Raw genomic sequence first — 14,877 nt, forward strand, 5'->3', positions numbered from 1 at the left:
AACAACTTAGGGACAAGCTGATCCGTTATTATTTGCAGACCTGCGGTAAGGTTTGCCAACGCTTTGGCATTATCAGCAGCAGTCAGGCCACGACTTAACCGTTTGAAAGTGTCCAGTTGCCAACGCAGCTGCTGGGGCAATTCTGCCAGCCAAAGCTGCTTATCATCGGCCGGCTCTGCTGCATAGCGGCGATACCACTGGCAGATCTCATTAATATCCTGATCAGTCGCAACTTTAATGTTGTCAGAAGCGGTAAACGTTTCTGCCTGCTGATGCAAAAGTTCTAACTCAATAAAATAACGCCGAATATTATTGTCGCCTACGAACGGCGTTGTTCTATGGTAGAATGCCTTCGCCTGTTCACTTACTGCCAGAACCAGACTTAAAATCGCCTGGTCGCCCGTACTGTGCCTTGCTGTTGTTTGGGTGTATGCCAGCACAATGCTGCCTCCTGATAAATACCTGAAACTACAGATTCCATCTGTTGATATTCAATTCATATACCAAATTTAAACTTATGATTTTTCTATTGAATTAAAAAAAATACATCACTTTCAACGAGATTCCAGTAAATTTTACTGATGACCGTTGTTAATTTTACATTGCTGGATTAGAGTATTGTATTAATACAGGGAGTGACGCCATGAGCAAACCCAGGTTATTTATTCAGCTTCGAGATCAGGAACTGGCAGATAAACTACTGCAGTCACCAGTAGTCAGACAATTTATTATTGTTAAAAGCAGCGACAGCTCAGCCTGGTCTGAGCAACTTCAGCAGCAAAGTTGTGATCTTGCTGTTATTGAGTCTGATGACAGAGATAATGATGATTATCAGCGCCTGTTAGCAAGTAAGGCATTAACTGAAATAGACTTTATCTTCATCAGCAGTGGTACACCCAATGAACTGCTTGATACGTTAATGCGCCGGGGAGCGGGTTATCATTTCAGAGCCCCCCTTGATTTCGGGTCAGTGATTGATACGTTGCAGGATTTCTATCAGCAACTGAGCACTGAGCGAAAGCAGGTTAAAGCAACATCCAGTGAACTCGATCAGTTTGGTATGTTAGTCGGTTCCTCAAAGCCCATGTTGAAACTGTACCGGACCATCCGTAAAGTGGCCATCACCGAAGCCAACGTATTGATTGTCGGTGAAAGCGGTGCCGGCAAAGAACTGGTGGCTAATACCCTGCATCTTGCCAGTCTGCGAGCTGATAAACCTTTTGTCGCTATTAACTGTGGTGCCCTGAGCCCGGAATTGATCGACAGTGAGTTATTTGGCCATATAAAAGGTGCCTTTACCGGCGCACACCGGGATCATCAGGGGGTTTTTGCCCAGGCCGAAGGGGGCACCCTGTTTCTCGATGAAATTACTGAAATGCCAATTGAGCAGCAGGTAAAGCTGTTACGGGTTCTCGAAAACGGAGAATACAGGCCGGTGGGTAGCGATAAAACCGCAACCGCAAATGTCAGGATTGCCGCAGCGACCAACCGTGATCCATTACAGGCTATTGCAGAAGACATGTTACGCGAAGATTTATATTTCCGGCTGGCACAGTTCCCGGTGGCGGTGCCGCCTTTGCGTGATCGTGATGACGACATTATGGGGCTTGCCCAGCATTTTTTGGCTTACCGGAATGTCCAGGAACAGCAAAATAAACAATTTTCATCAGCGGCACAAAATCTGATAGCCCACCACAGCTGGCCTGGCAACGTCCGGGAATTAAAACACGCAGTTGAACGGGCATATATTCTGGCTGACAATACTATCGAGCCTGAACATCTGTTACTGGACGAGAGCCATACTGATGCCGCTGAAGATAAAGTGGCAGACGCAATCCCAACCGGCATTCGTTTAGATGAGTTAGAAAAGGCCGCAATACTTCGCACCCTGGCGCGTAACGGCGGTAATAAAACGGATACTGCTCAGCAGCTGGGGGTCAGCGTAAAAACCTTATATAACAAACTGGAAAAGTACCAGCTTGAACGCTGATAATGAATAAAAAGCCACTGCCTCAATAGCAGTGGCTATAACAGTTTGTCTGGCCAGATGAACATGACTTCTACATCTTAGGTTTGCGGCCTCTTAATGCTCCTGCCAATACAGATATCACCAGCAGCACAATAAAAATAAAGAAGATTATCTTAGCGATACCCGCTGCGGCACCGGCGATACCGCCAAAACCCAGTATGCCAGCGATTAACGCGATAACTAAAAAAGTTAATGCCCATCCTAACATTTTTGCTCCTTAGTGCATGCTTTGCACTTTATCAGAAATAGTCACTATGTTTAATGCGAAGCACGTGCCAAGAATTACTTTTAAATAAGCTAATGAAATTTATGTACTTTTTATTACCTTCCCTGTTGCAGTTGCTTTTACTCAGAGTAAATACCAGCAATTATTACGTAGGGTCAGGTAACTTTTTCCTGACAGGCAGGCAGCTGACGTCCTCAGGTTCACTGTAATAACTTCCCTGTAATAAAGCCCATGGTGGTTGTGTCAGTTGTGCGGGTTAAATCAAATAGCGTAACCAGCGCACTGCGCCAACTTTACGCAGTGTTTTCACTGTACTGGTGTGGCGCCACGTCATCAGCATTCCGGCACTGAAGCTCAGGGTCAGACCAGGCGCTGAACTGATAAATTGCTTGCAACGCTGCCCCGTCAGCCATAAATAGGCGTAACGCAACTGTTGTTGCTGCTGAAACTGAGCAGCACATTGCTGCAATCTCAGCTTGTCTTGCTTCAGGATAAATTCAATTAACATTATCATCTCCGGCCGGTCCGGCTGAAAATCGCAACAACTGCTTAAGTTGGGTCAGTGTCGTAGTAAAACCTATCTGCTTTGCCAGATAGCGCATATTTCGGACACACCAGAACAACATGCCAAGCTGTAACGCCAATAACAACGCGGCTGTTAAAGGCACCGATTCGGTCGCCTGAAATAGCAGATAGCCGATGAAGGCTAAAACAGAGCCCCAAAACATGACGATGCCAGCACCCAGTGCCACCAATAACCCAGCTGCTAACACCATGCTACGGCGTGACAACGCCAGCTCTGCGCTGGCGGTTTGCTTGATAATCTGACTTTGATGCTTATACTGGCCCGCAGTCAGGCTCAGTAAAGCCGCTATTTCCGTTAACTGAGCCATCACCTTTTCCGGTAAAGGCTCTGCAGCCACTTGTTGTGGCTGCGTGTCCCGGGGTTCTGCCATAGTTAATTGCCGCGACGCAGCAGTGCGCTAACCAGCATCCCGGCAGCAAAAGCAATACCGGCAGCGGCCAACGGGTTTTCCTGAGCAAACTGTTTACTGCGCTCATATGAACCCTGCATCTGCATTTTCAGTTCTTCCTGCTTTTTATCAATCGTTGCTTTCGAACTGGCAGCAGTTTTACGCAACGTATCTTCTGCCGTTGCTGCCTTTTCTGCCACTGAATCTACGGCATGATGCGCGGCCTCTGACGCCCGCTCTGTAACAGGCGAATTAAGTGCTGCATTACTTGATGAATTACCTGCGGTAGCGCTACGACTAGTTGTAGCCATTTTAAACCTCCTGTTTGCTTAACGAAGACACGACTGCCCCAAAGTGTTGTCACTTTTGTTCAGTTTGTATCAAAACTTGCCAGCCTAATACTCTGCAAACCCTATGCCAAAACAAGAAAAACAAAATAATACATTAAAAACAAAATGTTAAGACAGGGAGTTTTGAAAAAACGAGTACCATATCAAGAGTATAGTGTAGAAGTTTCCTTATAACAGTAAACATTACAGTTTGCTTTGAAATAAAAAAACCAGACCGGAGTCTGGTTTTTTTATTTCTTTAAACTCGTTACTTATCGTGCTGCAAACGCATATGAGGAAATAGAATCACGTCGCGGATGGAGGCGGCATCAGCCAGCAACATCACCAGCCGGTCAATACCAATCCCCTGGCCTGCCGTGGGTGGCAAGCCATGCTCCAGCGCAGTGACGAAGTCTTCGTCATAGAACATCGCTTCATCATCACCGGCATCTTTTTGCGCTACCTGTTCCCGAAAACGTTCAGCCTGATCTTCCGCATCGTTCAGCTCGCTAAAGCCATTACCCAGCTCACGGCCGCCGATAAAGAACTCAAAGCGGTCGGTGATCTCCGGATTATGGTCATTACGTCTTGCCAAAGGTGACACCTCAGCCGGATATTCGGTAATAAAGGTCGGATGGCGCAACTTAGTTTCCACCAACTCATCAAATACTTCCATTAATAGCCGGCCATGACCATAATTCGGTTTGACATCAATGCCCAGACTTTTTGCCAGCTCTGCCACTGTTTCACGGCTGGCCAGTTGTGCTTTAGTCAGCGTCGGGTTGTAATGCAGAATCGAATCAGTCACTGACATCCTCGCAAACGGCTTACCAAAATCAAATACTTCCCCCTGATACGGCACTTCAGTGCTGCCAAGCACATCCAGCGCCAGACCCCGGAACAGCTTTTCCGTTAAATCCATCAGGTCGTTGTAATCAGCATAGGCCCAGTAAAATTCCAGCATGGTAAATTCAGGGTTATGCCGGGTCGATACCCCTTCATTGCGAAAATTGCGGTTAAGTTCAAATACTTTTTCAAAACCGCCAACCACCAGACGCTTTAAATACAACTCAGGTGCAATCCGCAAAAACATCTGCATATCCAGGGCATTATGATGAGTTTCAAAGGGTCTTGCTGAGGCGCCACCAGGGATTGCCTGCAACATTGGCGTTTCGACTTCTAAAAAGCCATGATCATTAAAGAAGCGGCGGATATAAGCGACCGTTTTGCTGCGCACCAAAAACGTATGGCGCGACTGCTCGTTGGAAATTAAATCCAGATAACGCTGACGGTAGCGCGCCTCGTTATCAGTTAAACCATGAAACTTATCCGGCAGCGGCCTCAGTGCCTTGGTCAGCAAGCGGATATCGCTGAGCCATACTGTCAGCTCACCGGTCTGGGTTTTAAATAAATGGCCAGTTGCGCCAATAATATCGCCCAAATCCCATTTTTTAAACTGCTCGTTGTATACCCCATCAGGCAGGCTGTCGCGGGCAACGTATAGCTGAATTTTACCGCCCATATCAGCGATAGTGGTAAAACTGGCTTTGCCCATAATTCGACGGGTCATAATGCGACCGCCGAGGCTTACCGTAATTTTCTGCGCTTCTAACTCTTCTTTGCTCAGATGATCATATTTGGCGATCAGCTCAGACGAGATACTGTCGCGCCGGAAATCATTCGGGAACATGAAGCCATCTTCACGCAGCGCGGCTAACTTATGTTTTCGCTCAGCAATCAGTTTGTTAACGTCCTGAATTTCGTCGTGAGGGGGTTGCTGTTCAGCCATTTTTGATTCCTGAGTCATGTAAATATTAGCGTTATATAACTTATAAACCGGCTTTTAAGCTGGCTTCGATAAACTTGTCGAGATTGCCGTCCAGCACTGCCTGGGTATTACGGGTTTCGATGCCGGTCCGCAAATCTTTAATCCGCGAGTCATCCAGCACATAAGAGCGGATCTGACTGCCCCAGCCAATATCCGATTTGGTATCTTCCAGTGCTTGCTTCTCGGCATTTTGTTTCTGCAACTCAAACTCATACAGTTTGGCGCGTAATTGTTTATAGGCGTTGTCACGGTTTTTATGTTGCGAGCGGTCATTCTGACACTGCACCACGATATTGGTGGGTAAGTGCGTGATCCTGACCGCAGAGTCAGTCCGGTTAACGTGCTGACCACCAGCGCCCGAAGCCCGGTAGGTATCTATCCGTAAATCGGCCGGATTAATCTCTATTTCGATATCATCGTCAATTTCCGGCGCGACGAACACTGACGCAAACGAGGTATGACGCCTATTACCCGAATCGAACGGGCTTTTACGCACTAAACGGTGCACACCGGTTTCAGTGCGCAACCAGCCATAGGCGTAATCACCACTGAATTTAATGGTACAACCTTTTATACCGGCCACATCACCGTCGGTGACTTCATACAGCTCAGGTTTAAAGCCTTTGTCCTCCCCCCAGCGCAAGTACATCCGCATCAGCATACTGGCCCAGTCCTGGGCTTCAGTACCGCCGGAGCCGGCCTGAATATCCAGATAGCAGTCGTTCTGATCATGCTTACCAGAGAACATCCGCCTGAATTCCAGCAGCGCCAGCTGTTTCTCCAGCTCAGCTAATTCAGTTTTGGCTTCCTCAAAGGTCTGTTCATCCTCGGCCTCTACCGCGAGCTCAACCAGACCTGCAACATCCTCAAGCCCTTGGTCCAGCTTATCAATAGTGCCGACAACCTGTTCCAGTGCTGAGCGCTCTTTGCCCAGAGCCTGAGCTTTTTCAGGATTATTCCAGACAGTAGGGTCCTCCAGTTCGCGGGAAACTTCCTCTAAGCGCTCTTTTTTGCCATCATAGTCAAAGATACCCCCGAAGCACATTAGTGCGTTCAGTCAGATCTTTAATGCTATTGTTCACCGGATTCACTTCAAACATGGGTTATCTCAGGCCTTAAAACGGTCGAAAAAATTGTTGCGGATTATAACAAAGATATGGCTGGCAGTGCAGCCATCTGGCGTGTTTTTTCCGCCAATGTCTGTTTCAGCTGTTTTTGTGGGCTACTTGCACGTATCCTGGATAAGCCGCTATGCTACTCTGCAGTTATCGAACTGAGAAAACCTATGCAGCTGTTGAATTTACCGGTACACACAATTGCCGCTTTCAGCCTGCTTATTGGTGTAATATTGCTGCCTGGCCGGCTATGCATGGCAGAAACTATCACCTATGCCTGGCCCGCCACCATGATGGACGACCCACGGGGGCATTATCCCATCGCCTTATTACATCTTGCATTACAAAAAAGTAATAGCAGTTTCCAGCCAATTCCCAGCAAGCGAGATCATGCTCAGTGGCGTTCTTTACGCCAGGTACAATTTGGCAATGGCTTAGATGTGATTTGGACATTTACTACTTCCACGCGCGAGCAGGAACTGATGCCAATCCGTATTCCAATTGACCGGGGGCTGCTTGGTTGGCGCTTGTTTTTAATTAAAGACGAAGCACAAGCCCTCTTCAGTACCATTGATGTGCAGCAATTGATGTTGCTCAGAAGTGGGCAGGGCCACGACTGGCCTGATTTACCCGTGCTTGAGAAAAATGGCTTTAATGTTGTTCCCAGCTCCAGTTACAGTGGTTTATTCGCCATGCTTAAACGAGGACGTATTTTGTATTTTCCACGCTCTGTTACAGAAATATGGTCTGAACAGCATCTTTATCAGCAAGAGGGTATCCGGATAGAGAAACGCTGGGCTTTGTATTACCCGGCACCTTTGTATTTTTTTGTTAGTCGCAACAGGCCTGAACTGGCAGCAGATATAGAAAGCGGATTGCGTACGGCCATAAATGACGGCAGTATGAAGCAATTATTTTTACAACATTTTTCAAACGCGATTGCTCAAGCCTCTTTACATCAACGGCAAATAGTAGAACTTAAAAATCACGATTTACCGGCCGCTACCCCATTAACAGATACGTCGTTGTGGTTTGACCCACAGCAAGGTTACTAGCAAAAAAGGATCATTGATGTCAGTAACGCATGTTCAACGCAAGCTCAGTGTTTACTTTGTCATCGTCACGCTTAGCGTAACCGCGTTAATTGCAGTTATTGTTACTTGTCTGCAAATATATCTGGCTTATATTAGCGACAAGAAACAGCTTTACGGCCGTTTTGAGCTGGTTGAAACGAGCTATGTGCCCAGTCTGGAACAAGCCTTATGGAATGTTGATGAGCAACGTATCAACATCCAACTGGATGGTCTTGCCAAGCTTCCTGGTATTGGTGATATTACCCTGCAAGACGATATCGGTACCAGATGGCAACGGCTTACAGTCAACGATGGTAATCCCCTGGCCAGTCGTAAGTTCAACCTTTTCTATCAGATAGACGATGACCGTTACCCGGTTGGTGAGTTGCACGTTTCGCTGGTAGCAGACGATATTTATCATGCTTTGTTTACCAAAGCTGTCGCAATCAGCATTACCAGTTTTTTGTCCTTGCTTGCCGCTGCAGTCGTCATACTGGTTCTGTTTCGATATGCAATAAGCCAGCATTTAGAAAAACTGGCTGAGTATACCGCCAATATAGACAGCAATAAGCTGGAGCAGCCGCTAAACCTGAATCGAAAAGCAGGCAAACCCGCGGATGAAATTGATAAAGTAGTAACGGCAATCAACAAAATGCGGCTGAATATTTTACATGAGCTAAATTTGCGGGCCGATGTCGAACAACAGCTAATCCGCCACCGGCAACATCTTGAGACGCAAGTTGCAGCGCGCACGGAACAGCTTGAAGAAAACAATCAACTGCTGCAACTGCAATCTTCAGAGCTGGCCAGTCAAAATGAAGAGCTGGATGCTTATGCGCATACGGTAGCACATGATTTGAAACACCCGTTAACGGCTTTGCTGAGCCAGACAACCTTGTTAAAAGAAGCAGCCAATATACTTTCAGAACAAAAGCGCAATGCGTTATTGCAGGAAATACACTTCAGCGCAAAGAAAATGAACGATATTATTGACAGCTTACTTCTGCTTGCCAGCGTGCGGCGCTCTGAATCAATGAGTGCTACTGGGTTGGATGTAAAAGCAATAGCACAAAACGCAATAAAAACATTGGAACGCTTTGCACAACAACATAATGCGACGTTAAACCTGGTTGGAACATGGCCTTCGGCACAAGGTTATGCCCCGTGGCTTGAGCAGGTATGGGTGAATTTTATCTCGAATGCGATTAAATACGGCGGCCAGTCACCAACAGTGACGATGGGTGCCCAGAGAGTTGCAGGTCACAAGGTTAAATATTGGATACAAGACAATGGCCCGGGCGTCGACCCGGCTAACCAACACAAGCTTTTTGTCCAGTTTAACCGGCTCGACACTAAAATCGCAGATGGTCATGGTCTCGGGTTATCGATAGTCCAGCGCATCATATCCCGGCTTGGCGGAGAAACGGGGTTTGAATCACCCGCCAGTGGTGGCAGTTTATTCTGGTTTACTTTGCCAGCTTCTGATGCGCCATAACGTATTAAACGGCAAGCATATGCCTGACTATAAGCTGCAGATTCTGCTGCTCACGGTATTCGTTGATATCCAGCTGATAGGCCAGCCTGACCTTTTTTACATTCACATCGGGCCAGGTTTTGTTGTCGGCATTAAACCAGATTGCGTCTACCAGTAAGCCCCCCGGCCCCTGCAACATCAGTTTTAAGTGACGCTCGGCCAGCATTTTCTGACTAACTAAGGTAAATTCGCCGTCAAATACCGGTTCTGGAAAGGCCTGACCCCAGGGGCCGGCATTTTGTAATAACTGAGCAAAACTAATAGTAAAGCAATCTGCAGCCAGCTCACCGTCGCTGTAAATAACCGCAGTCAGTTGCTCGGTGGTTAAGTGTTTTTTTGCTGTCAGACTCAGCGCCAGCTGAAACGTGTCCAGCCGTTCAGCGGCAATCGTTAAACCCGCAGCCATGGCATGGCCGCCAAATTTTTTAATCAGCCCCGGGTACTGGCTGGCAATCTCTTCCAGCAAGTCGCGGATATGTAAACCTGGAATTGAACGGGCAGACCCTTTCAGTTCACCATTATCCCCTTGGGCAAAAACAATAGTTGGCCGGTGAAACTGCTCTTTAATCCGACCGGCCAGAATACCAATCACCCCCTGGTGCCAGTCGCTGCGATATAAACATAAGCATTCCGGCAGGCTGCTGCCGTCAAAAGATAATTTGCTTAAAAATGCCTGCGCTTCCAGCTGCATGCTCTGCTCAATCGCCCGACGCTCAACATTCAGTGCGTCCAGCTCGGCCGCATACTGCCGGGCCAGTCCCAGCTCAGGCGCCAGCAAACAGCTTATACCAAGCGCCATATCATCGAGCCGGCCAGCAGCATTTAACCGCGGCGCTAACGAAAAGCCGAAATCACTGGCTGTCAGTTTATCGGCCCGCCGGTTAGCTACATCAATTAACGCCTGAATACCAGGCCGGCATTTGCCGCTGCGAATTCGCATTAAGCCCTGATGCACCAGGATCCGGTTATTAGTATCCAGTGGTACCACATCTGCAACAGTGCCAAGGGCCACTAAATCAAGCAATTCGGCTATATTGGGCTCTGCCAGCGCATTTTTGACAAAATACTGCTGTTGCCGCAATCCGGCACGCAATGCCATTAACAGATAAAACGCTACCCCGACACCGGCCAGCGCCTTACTCGGAAAGCCACAACCAGGCTGATTCGGATTCACTATCGCGTCAGCATTGGGCAGGGTGTTGCCCGCCAGGTGGTGATCCGTCACCAGTACTTTTACGCCGGCTTTTTTTGCCAGCGCCACCCCTTCAACCGCTGAAATGCCGTTATCAACGGTGATGATCAGCTCCGCCCCCTGCGCCACCACTAATTCAGCCAGCTCCGGCGTCAGGCCATAGCCGTATTCAAAACGGTTAGGCACCATGTATTCCAGATATTTAAAACCAAAGGCTTTTAAGCCGGCCATTAACACGGCGGTACTGGTAGCGCCATCAGCATCAAAGTCACCGACGATCACAATATGTTGCTGCTGATGCAAGGCATTGCTTAATAACTGAACCGCAAGATCAATACCCTTTAACGCACTAAATGGCAGTAAGCCGGCAGCACCACGCTCCAGCTCGGCACTATTACTGATACCACGGTTCTGATATAACCGGCGCAGCACCGGGTGCAGGTTCTCCGCTATTACCTGACCGGTCACCGGCTCACGCCGGCTGATTTGTTTTAACTGCACAGCAGATACCTGTTTGAAATTGTGGTAATAACAATGACAGCTTGCAGGGTGGTGATCCCAAGCTGTCAACACCCTGATGTCAGTTTGCTGTTAATTGCTTCAGTAAGCCATCAACGGGTTGGTAACCCGGGATAATCCGGCCACTGGCCAGAATCAGCGCCGGTGTACCGTTAATGCCAAACGACTGGCCCAGTTCATAATGCTGTTTCACCGGGTTATCACACATCGCAGGCGGGTTGCGCTTATTATCTTTAGCCAGATCCATCGCTTTTTGTTGATTGCGTGAACACCACAGGTGCTGCATTTCAAGCGCGGTTTTGCTGTTTAAGCCGCCGCGCGGAAAAGCCAGATAGCGGATAGTGATACCGGCATCGTTATACTGCTTCATTTCACTGTGCAGTTTCTGACAGTAGCCGCAGGTTGGGTCAGTAAAGACATACACGACATGCTTTTCATCTTTTGCCTTATATTCAATGTAACTACCGGCCAGGACCGGCAGCTGCTGGCTGATATAGCTGCGCATTTGCATATCATTAACCAGCTCAGCGCGCTGTAAATCGTAGATATTACCTTCGATAAAAAACCGGCCATCAGTGCTGGTAAAAAACAATCCACGCTGGGTAAAAACCTGCAACACGCCTGGCATCGGGCTGTTGGCAACCGCATTTACCTCTAAACCCAGGGGGGCCAGGCTCTGTGAAATTTCAGCGAGCTCTGGCGCGGCTTGCTGCTCAGCGGCCATCCCGGTGGTTAATCCTATACTTAAGCTGAATATGCCCAGCGTAACGGCGCCTTTAAACCAGTTTTTCATAAACTTTCCTAATGAGCATGGCTGATACACTTTAGCCACGCGGATGATGTAATAAATGCAGGCGTTGCAAGCGCGCCTGTGCCACATGGGTATATATCTGGGTTGTGGATAAATCACTGTGTCCCAGCAGCATTTGTACTACCCGCAAATCAGCACCATGGTTCAGTAAATGGGTGGCAAAAGCATGGCGCAAAGTATGGGGCGACAGCGTTGCCTGAATGCCCGCTACTTTCGCATAAAACTTAATCCTGTGCCAGAAGGTTTGGCGGGTCATCTGGCCGCCACGGCTGCTGGCAAACACTAAATTACTGTCCTGCCTGACAATATCTGCTCTGGCGTGTTGTAAGTATCGACTTAACCAGTCCTGCGCTTCCTCACCCATCGGCACCAGCCGCTCTTTGCTGCCCTTACCAAGTATTCGCAGTACCCCCTGATTAACGCTCACCTGTTGCAACGTCAGGCTAATCAGCTCTGTCACCCGCAGCCCGCAGGCATAAAGCAGCTCCAGCATGGCTTTGTCACGAAACTGAATTAATTCATTGCAGTCAGGCGCTTGCAGCAGCGCTTCAACATCACGCTCTGACAGGGTTTTCGGTAAACTGCGGCCGATTTTCGGGTTAACCAGCTCGGTAACCGGATTAACCGCACAACGTCCGGCTTTGTGATAATGCCGGTAAAACCGCCGCAAACTGCTTAACATCCGGGAATTACTGCGCGGGCTTAATTGCTGCTGATAGCGGATTGCCAGAAACTGGTTAATCAGTTGGCTATCGGCTGTTAACAGCCGTTGCTGCTGGCTGGCCAGAAAACGGCCAAATTGCGCTAAATCACTGCCATAGGCACTTAGGGTATGCTGGCTGACGTCTTTTTCCAGCCAGAGCTGGTCCAGAAACTGCTGGATAAGAGTCTGCTCGGCCGGGTCAAGTTCGTGTGGTTGTTCGGTATTCATGGTCCAGAGTCTGCCAACTGCCCTACTGAAATTAGTGCTTATCTTAGCCGATTGCAGCGACAGGGCATAGTCTGGCTTGGGCTGCGCGATAAGCTTCTGTTACAATGCGCAGCAGACCCAGCTGGCGGAACTGAGATGAAAATAGGCTTATTTTACGGCTCAACCACTTGTTACACTGAAATGGTGGCAGAAAAGATCCAGGCATTAATTGGTGCCGATATCGTTGATTTACATAATATTAAAACTGTGCCGCTGGTGAAAATGGCCGATTACCAGCTATTGATCCTTGGTCTGTCAACCTGGGATTTCGGCGAAATCCAGGAAGACTGGGAAGCACACTGGGATGAGATCAGCGAGGTGGATTTACGCGGTAAAACCATTGCCATCTATGGGATGGGCGATCAACTTGGTTATGCCGAATGGTTTATCGATGCCGTGGGTATGCTGCATGACGCCATCGCACCTCAGCAGCCTGACCGGATCGGTTTCTGGCCCACAGCCGGCTATCAGTTTATTGCCTCAAAAGCGCTGACTGCTGATGGCCAGTTCTTTTATGGTCTGGCACTGGATGATGAAAACCAGTACGAGCAGACGGACGAGCGTTTAAACAATTGGGTCAGTCAGATTTTAACGGAAATAGCGGAGCGGCTCTGATTTATTACAGCCGCTCAGCGCTGCATTTCGTCGTGCTGTCAGCTATCTGCAACCCGGCTAAACTGTTTGTCGACTGCAAAACCGAGCAGCAGCAGCCAGCTGCCGGAAAAAATCAGATTAATACCGACCAATAAACCAATTGCCCACGAGGCAGTACCGGGCAAGCCAGCAACTAACAACAGACCAATAATTAGTGAAACCACGCCGCTGATAAGTAACCAGCCCCAGGAAGCCCATTGCCGGTGCTGCAGAGCCACGATGATTTCGGCAATACCCTGAACTACAAATAACATCCCCAGCAACAATGTCAGGGTAATCATGCCGGATAGTGGGAACGCTAACAATACGAAGCCAACCAGTATAAATAACCCGCCCATCGCCAGGGTAATGCCGCTACCCGGTGCATGCCTCATCCGGACGCCCCGCACCAGCGAAAAAACACCGCCTGATAACAGCAGGATACCAATCAGCAATTCAATTCCCAGGGTAAATAGCTGTGGCAGCAACATGGCAATTAACCCCAGCATAAGCAGCAAAATGCCTTCTATTTTCAGGATCCGGCTTTCTTTTTTTAAGTAGTCAGTCACCTTGGCTCTCCCTGTTTAACGAATTAATTTATAAAACATATTCATTTTTACATTCGCTTCTCAAAGCAAAGCAGACTTGCTGCTGATTAGCAACTTAGTGGAGAAGTTCGCCATCAGTACTATTCTTACAGACTAAAGGCTGACTTTATTGAATTAACCCTGAGCATAGTGCTCGGGGTTATATGCTGTTGTTTAGTTAAGGTAAGCAAATACAGCAAAAGGAGAACATGATGAAAGTAAGAGATGCAATGCATAAAGGTGTTGAATGGTGCGAGTCCAGTATCCCGATTGTCGATATTGCCCGGCTGATGGCAGATATGGATATAGGTGCAGTGCCGATTGGTGAAAATGACCGGCTTATTGGTATGATCACCGACCGGGATATCACCTGTAAAGCAGTAGCAAAAGGCAAGGATATTCACAAACTGAAAGCAAAGGACCTGGTGTCTGGCAAGATTATTTATTGTCACGAAGAAGACAGCCTGGAGCAGGCAATCGACAAGATGGAAAATGAACAAATCCGGCGCATTCCGGTGCTGAACAGCGATAAACGGCTGGTGGGTATTCTGTCGATGGGAGATATCTCTCACGCTTCTAATCACAACAAGACGGCTGAATTTACCGCTTCTGTCTCAGCCCATCATTAAACAGCAAGCTGTTTATCTTATGGTCAACAGGACACAGGTCAAAGCCGGTTTAACATTGTTTAACTCAGTCAGATAATGGCGCATCAGGCCGGCTTTGGCCTTTTCCTTGGCTAAAAATTCAGATAGAAGTCACGCAGCAATGTCCGGTATTGCTCAGTGTACTTCCCTGCCTCATTATGAATAATCAACTGTTGCTGCAAAGTGATGCAGGACTGACGCTGCCACTGCATCAGGCGGCGTATCGGTGCTTTTTCAGCCCGGCTTTGCACCTGACAGCTGGCGAGCGCAAACCAGCCCTGCTCACACGCCAGCTGGCTGAACGCCTCTGCAACAGTTTCTGGCAGGATCAGCGCAAAACTGCCCTGTGGCGTTAACAGCTCAGCCACCTTGGTCAGTAACAACGGTAAAGGTAAACTCGCGGTATGTCT

At 48.2% G+C, this 14,877-nt stretch carries 16 protein-coding genes and 1 pseudogene; 5 read left to right on the forward strand and 12 right to left on the reverse strand.

Annotated features, from left to right (window positions below; genetic code table 11):
- The coding region (locus tag R3177_RS07870) for a hypothetical protein (RefSeq protein ID WP_318970490.1) at positions 1-440 on the reverse strand (440 nt) is incomplete at its 3' end.
- Between the two features lie 203 nt (positions 441-643).
- Between R3177_RS07870 and R3177_RS07875 the strand changes: the two genes are divergently transcribed.
- Positions 644-1,990 (forward strand): sigma-54 dependent transcriptional regulator, encoded by a 1,347-nt coding sequence (locus tag R3177_RS07875; RefSeq protein ID WP_318970491.1) that lies wholly within the window; start codon positions 644-646, stop codon positions 1,988-1,990.
- A 70-nt stretch (positions 1,991-2,060) separates the two neighbouring features.
- Here the strand turns inward: R3177_RS07875 and R3177_RS07880 are convergent, their stop codons facing one another.
- The 6 genes from R3177_RS07880 to prfB all read right to left on the reverse strand — a co-directional run bounded on the left by R3177_RS07880 (position 2,061) and on the right by prfB (position 6,486).
- On the reverse strand, positions 2,061-2,237 hold the full coding sequence (locus R3177_RS07880; protein WP_318970492.1) for a DUF1328 family protein: 177 nt from the start codon (positions 2,235-2,237) through the stop codon (positions 2,061-2,063).
- Positions 2,238-2,511: 274 nt separating this feature from the next.
- Entirely contained in the window at positions 2,512-2,763 is a 252-nt protein-coding gene (locus R3177_RS07885) for a hypothetical protein (RefSeq protein WP_318970493.1), read from the reverse strand.
- On the reverse strand, positions 2,753-3,211 hold the full coding sequence (locus R3177_RS07890) for a hypothetical protein (RefSeq protein ID WP_318970494.1): 459 nt from the start codon (positions 3,209-3,211) through the stop codon (positions 2,753-2,755). The genes R3177_RS07885 and R3177_RS07890 overlap by 11 nt, the downstream gene beginning before the upstream one ends.
- A 2-nt stretch (positions 3,212-3,213) precedes the next feature.
- Positions 3,214-3,540 carry a DUF883 domain-containing protein gene (locus R3177_RS07895; protein ID WP_318970495.1) on the reverse strand — a complete coding sequence of 109 codons (327 nt, stop codon included), beginning with the start codon at positions 3,538-3,540 and terminating at the stop codon, positions 3,214-3,216.
- 286 nt (positions 3,541-3,826) lie between these two features.
- Positions 3,827-5,347 carry a lysine--tRNA ligase gene (lysS, locus tag R3177_RS07900; protein ID WP_318970496.1) on the reverse strand — a complete coding sequence of 507 codons (1,521 nt, stop codon included), beginning with the start codon at positions 5,345-5,347 and terminating at the stop codon, positions 3,827-3,829.
- Positions 5,348-5,387: 40 nt separating this feature from the next.
- Positions 5,388-6,486 (reverse strand): peptide chain release factor 2 gene (gene prfB, locus R3177_RS07905; protein ID WP_318970497.1). Its coding sequence is split into 2 segments (ribosomal slippage): positions 5,388-6,410 and positions 6,412-6,486, totalling 1,098 coding nucleotides; the frame shifts between segments, so codons are not numbered across the junction.
- Positions 6,487-6,671: 185 nt separating this feature from the next.
- On the opposite strand from prfB, the gene R3177_RS07910 reads away from it, so the two are divergent.
- Both R3177_RS07910 and R3177_RS07915 read left to right on the forward strand, forming a co-directional pair.
- Complete coding sequence (locus R3177_RS07910) at positions 6,672-7,556, forward strand: hypothetical protein (RefSeq protein ID WP_318970498.1); 885 nt, start codon at positions 6,672-6,674, stop codon at positions 7,554-7,556.
- A gap of 16 nt (positions 7,557-7,572) precedes the next feature.
- On the forward strand, positions 7,573-9,069 hold the full coding sequence (locus R3177_RS07915; RefSeq protein ID WP_318970499.1) for an ATP-binding protein: 1,497 nt from the start codon (positions 7,573-7,575) through the stop codon (positions 9,067-9,069).
- A gap of 4 nt (positions 9,070-9,073) precedes the next feature.
- Here the strand turns inward: R3177_RS07915 and recJ are convergent, their stop codons facing one another.
- The 3 genes from recJ to xerD form a co-directional block, all read right to left on the reverse strand.
- A complete protein-coding gene (gene recJ, locus R3177_RS07920) occupies positions 9,074-10,801 on the reverse strand; it encodes a single-stranded-DNA-specific exonuclease RecJ (protein WP_318970500.1) in 1,728 nt (575 codons plus the stop codon).
- Positions 10,802-10,880: 79 nt separating this feature from the next.
- A complete protein-coding gene (dsbC, locus tag R3177_RS07925; protein ID WP_318970501.1) occupies positions 10,881-11,612 on the reverse strand; it encodes a bifunctional protein-disulfide isomerase/oxidoreductase DsbC in 732 nt (243 codons plus the stop codon).
- Between the two features lie 31 nt (positions 11,613-11,643).
- On the reverse strand, positions 11,644-12,561 hold the full coding sequence (gene xerD, locus R3177_RS07930) for a site-specific tyrosine recombinase XerD (RefSeq protein ID WP_318970502.1): 918 nt from the start codon (positions 12,559-12,561) through the stop codon (positions 11,644-11,646).
- A gap of 135 nt (positions 12,562-12,696) precedes the next feature.
- Between xerD and fldB the strand changes: the two genes are divergently transcribed.
- Entirely contained in the window at positions 12,697-13,215 is a 519-nt protein-coding gene (fldB, locus tag R3177_RS07935; RefSeq protein ID WP_318970503.1) for a flavodoxin FldB, read from the forward strand.
- A gap of 38 nt (positions 13,216-13,253) precedes the next feature.
- Here the strand turns inward: fldB and R3177_RS07940 are convergent, their stop codons facing one another.
- Positions 13,254-13,802, reverse strand: coding sequence for an HdeD family acid-resistance protein (locus tag R3177_RS07940; RefSeq protein ID WP_318970504.1), 549 nt, complete (start codon positions 13,800-13,802; stop codon positions 13,254-13,256).
- Between the two features lie 227 nt (positions 13,803-14,029).
- On the opposite strand from R3177_RS07940, the gene R3177_RS07945 reads away from it, so the two are divergent.
- The gene (locus R3177_RS07945; protein ID WP_318970505.1) at positions 14,030-14,449 is read left to right on the forward strand and encodes a CBS domain-containing protein; all 420 of its coding nucleotides are present in this window, start codon (positions 14,030-14,032) and stop codon (positions 14,447-14,449) included.
- Positions 14,450-14,559: 110 nt separating this feature from the next.
- On the opposite strand, the pseudogene R3177_RS07950 reads toward R3177_RS07945, so the two are convergent.
- A pseudogene (locus R3177_RS07950) lies at positions 14,560-14,877 on the reverse strand (methyltransferase); the annotation flags it as partial.

Source organism: Arsukibacterium sp., from assembly GCF_033722355.1.
In the GTDB taxonomy this organism is placed as follows: Bacteria; Pseudomonadota; Gammaproteobacteria; order Enterobacterales; family Alteromonadaceae; genus Alishewanella.

Excerpts from the sequence above, each read along its gene's own strand:
- R3177_RS07875 (WP_318970491.1), top strand. The coding sequence starts at position 644 with ATGAGCAAACCCAGGTTATTTATTCAGCTTCGAGATCAGGAACTGGCA.
- R3177_RS07880 (WP_318970492.1), bottom strand. The coding sequence starts at position 2,237 with ATGTTAGGATGGGCATTAACTTTTTTAGTTATCGCGTTAATCGCTGGC.
- R3177_RS07885 (WP_318970493.1), bottom strand. The coding sequence starts at position 2,763 with ATGTTAATTGAATTTATCCTGAAGCAAGACAAGCTGAGATTGCAGCAA.
- R3177_RS07890 (WP_318970494.1), bottom strand. The coding sequence starts at position 3,211 with ATGGCAGAACCCCGGGACACGCAGCCACAACAAGTGGCTGCAGAGCCT.
- R3177_RS07895 (WP_318970495.1), bottom strand. The coding sequence starts at position 3,540 with ATGGCTACAACTAGTCGTAGCGCTACCGCAGGTAATTCATCAAGTAAT.
- lysS (WP_318970496.1), bottom strand. The coding sequence starts at position 5,347 with ATGGCTGAACAGCAACCCCCTCACGACGAAATTCAGGACGTTAACAAA.
- R3177_RS07910 (WP_318970498.1), top strand. The coding sequence starts at position 6,672 with ATGCAGCTGTTGAATTTACCGGTACACACAATTGCCGCTTTCAGCCTG.
- R3177_RS07915 (WP_318970499.1), top strand. The coding sequence starts at position 7,573 with ATGTCAGTAACGCATGTTCAACGCAAGCTCAGTGTTTACTTTGTCATC.
- dsbC (WP_318970501.1), bottom strand. The coding sequence starts at position 11,612 with ATGAAAAACTGGTTTAAAGGCGCCGTTACGCTGGGCATATTCAGCTTA.
- xerD (WP_318970502.1), bottom strand. The coding sequence starts at position 12,561 with ATGAATACCGAACAACCACACGAACTTGACCCGGCCGAGCAGACTCTT.
- fldB (WP_318970503.1), top strand. The coding sequence starts at position 12,697 with ATGAAAATAGGCTTATTTTACGGCTCAACCACTTGTTACACTGAAATG.
- R3177_RS07945 (WP_318970505.1), top strand. The coding sequence starts at position 14,030 with ATGATGAAAGTAAGAGATGCAATGCATAAAGGTGTTGAATGGTGCGAG.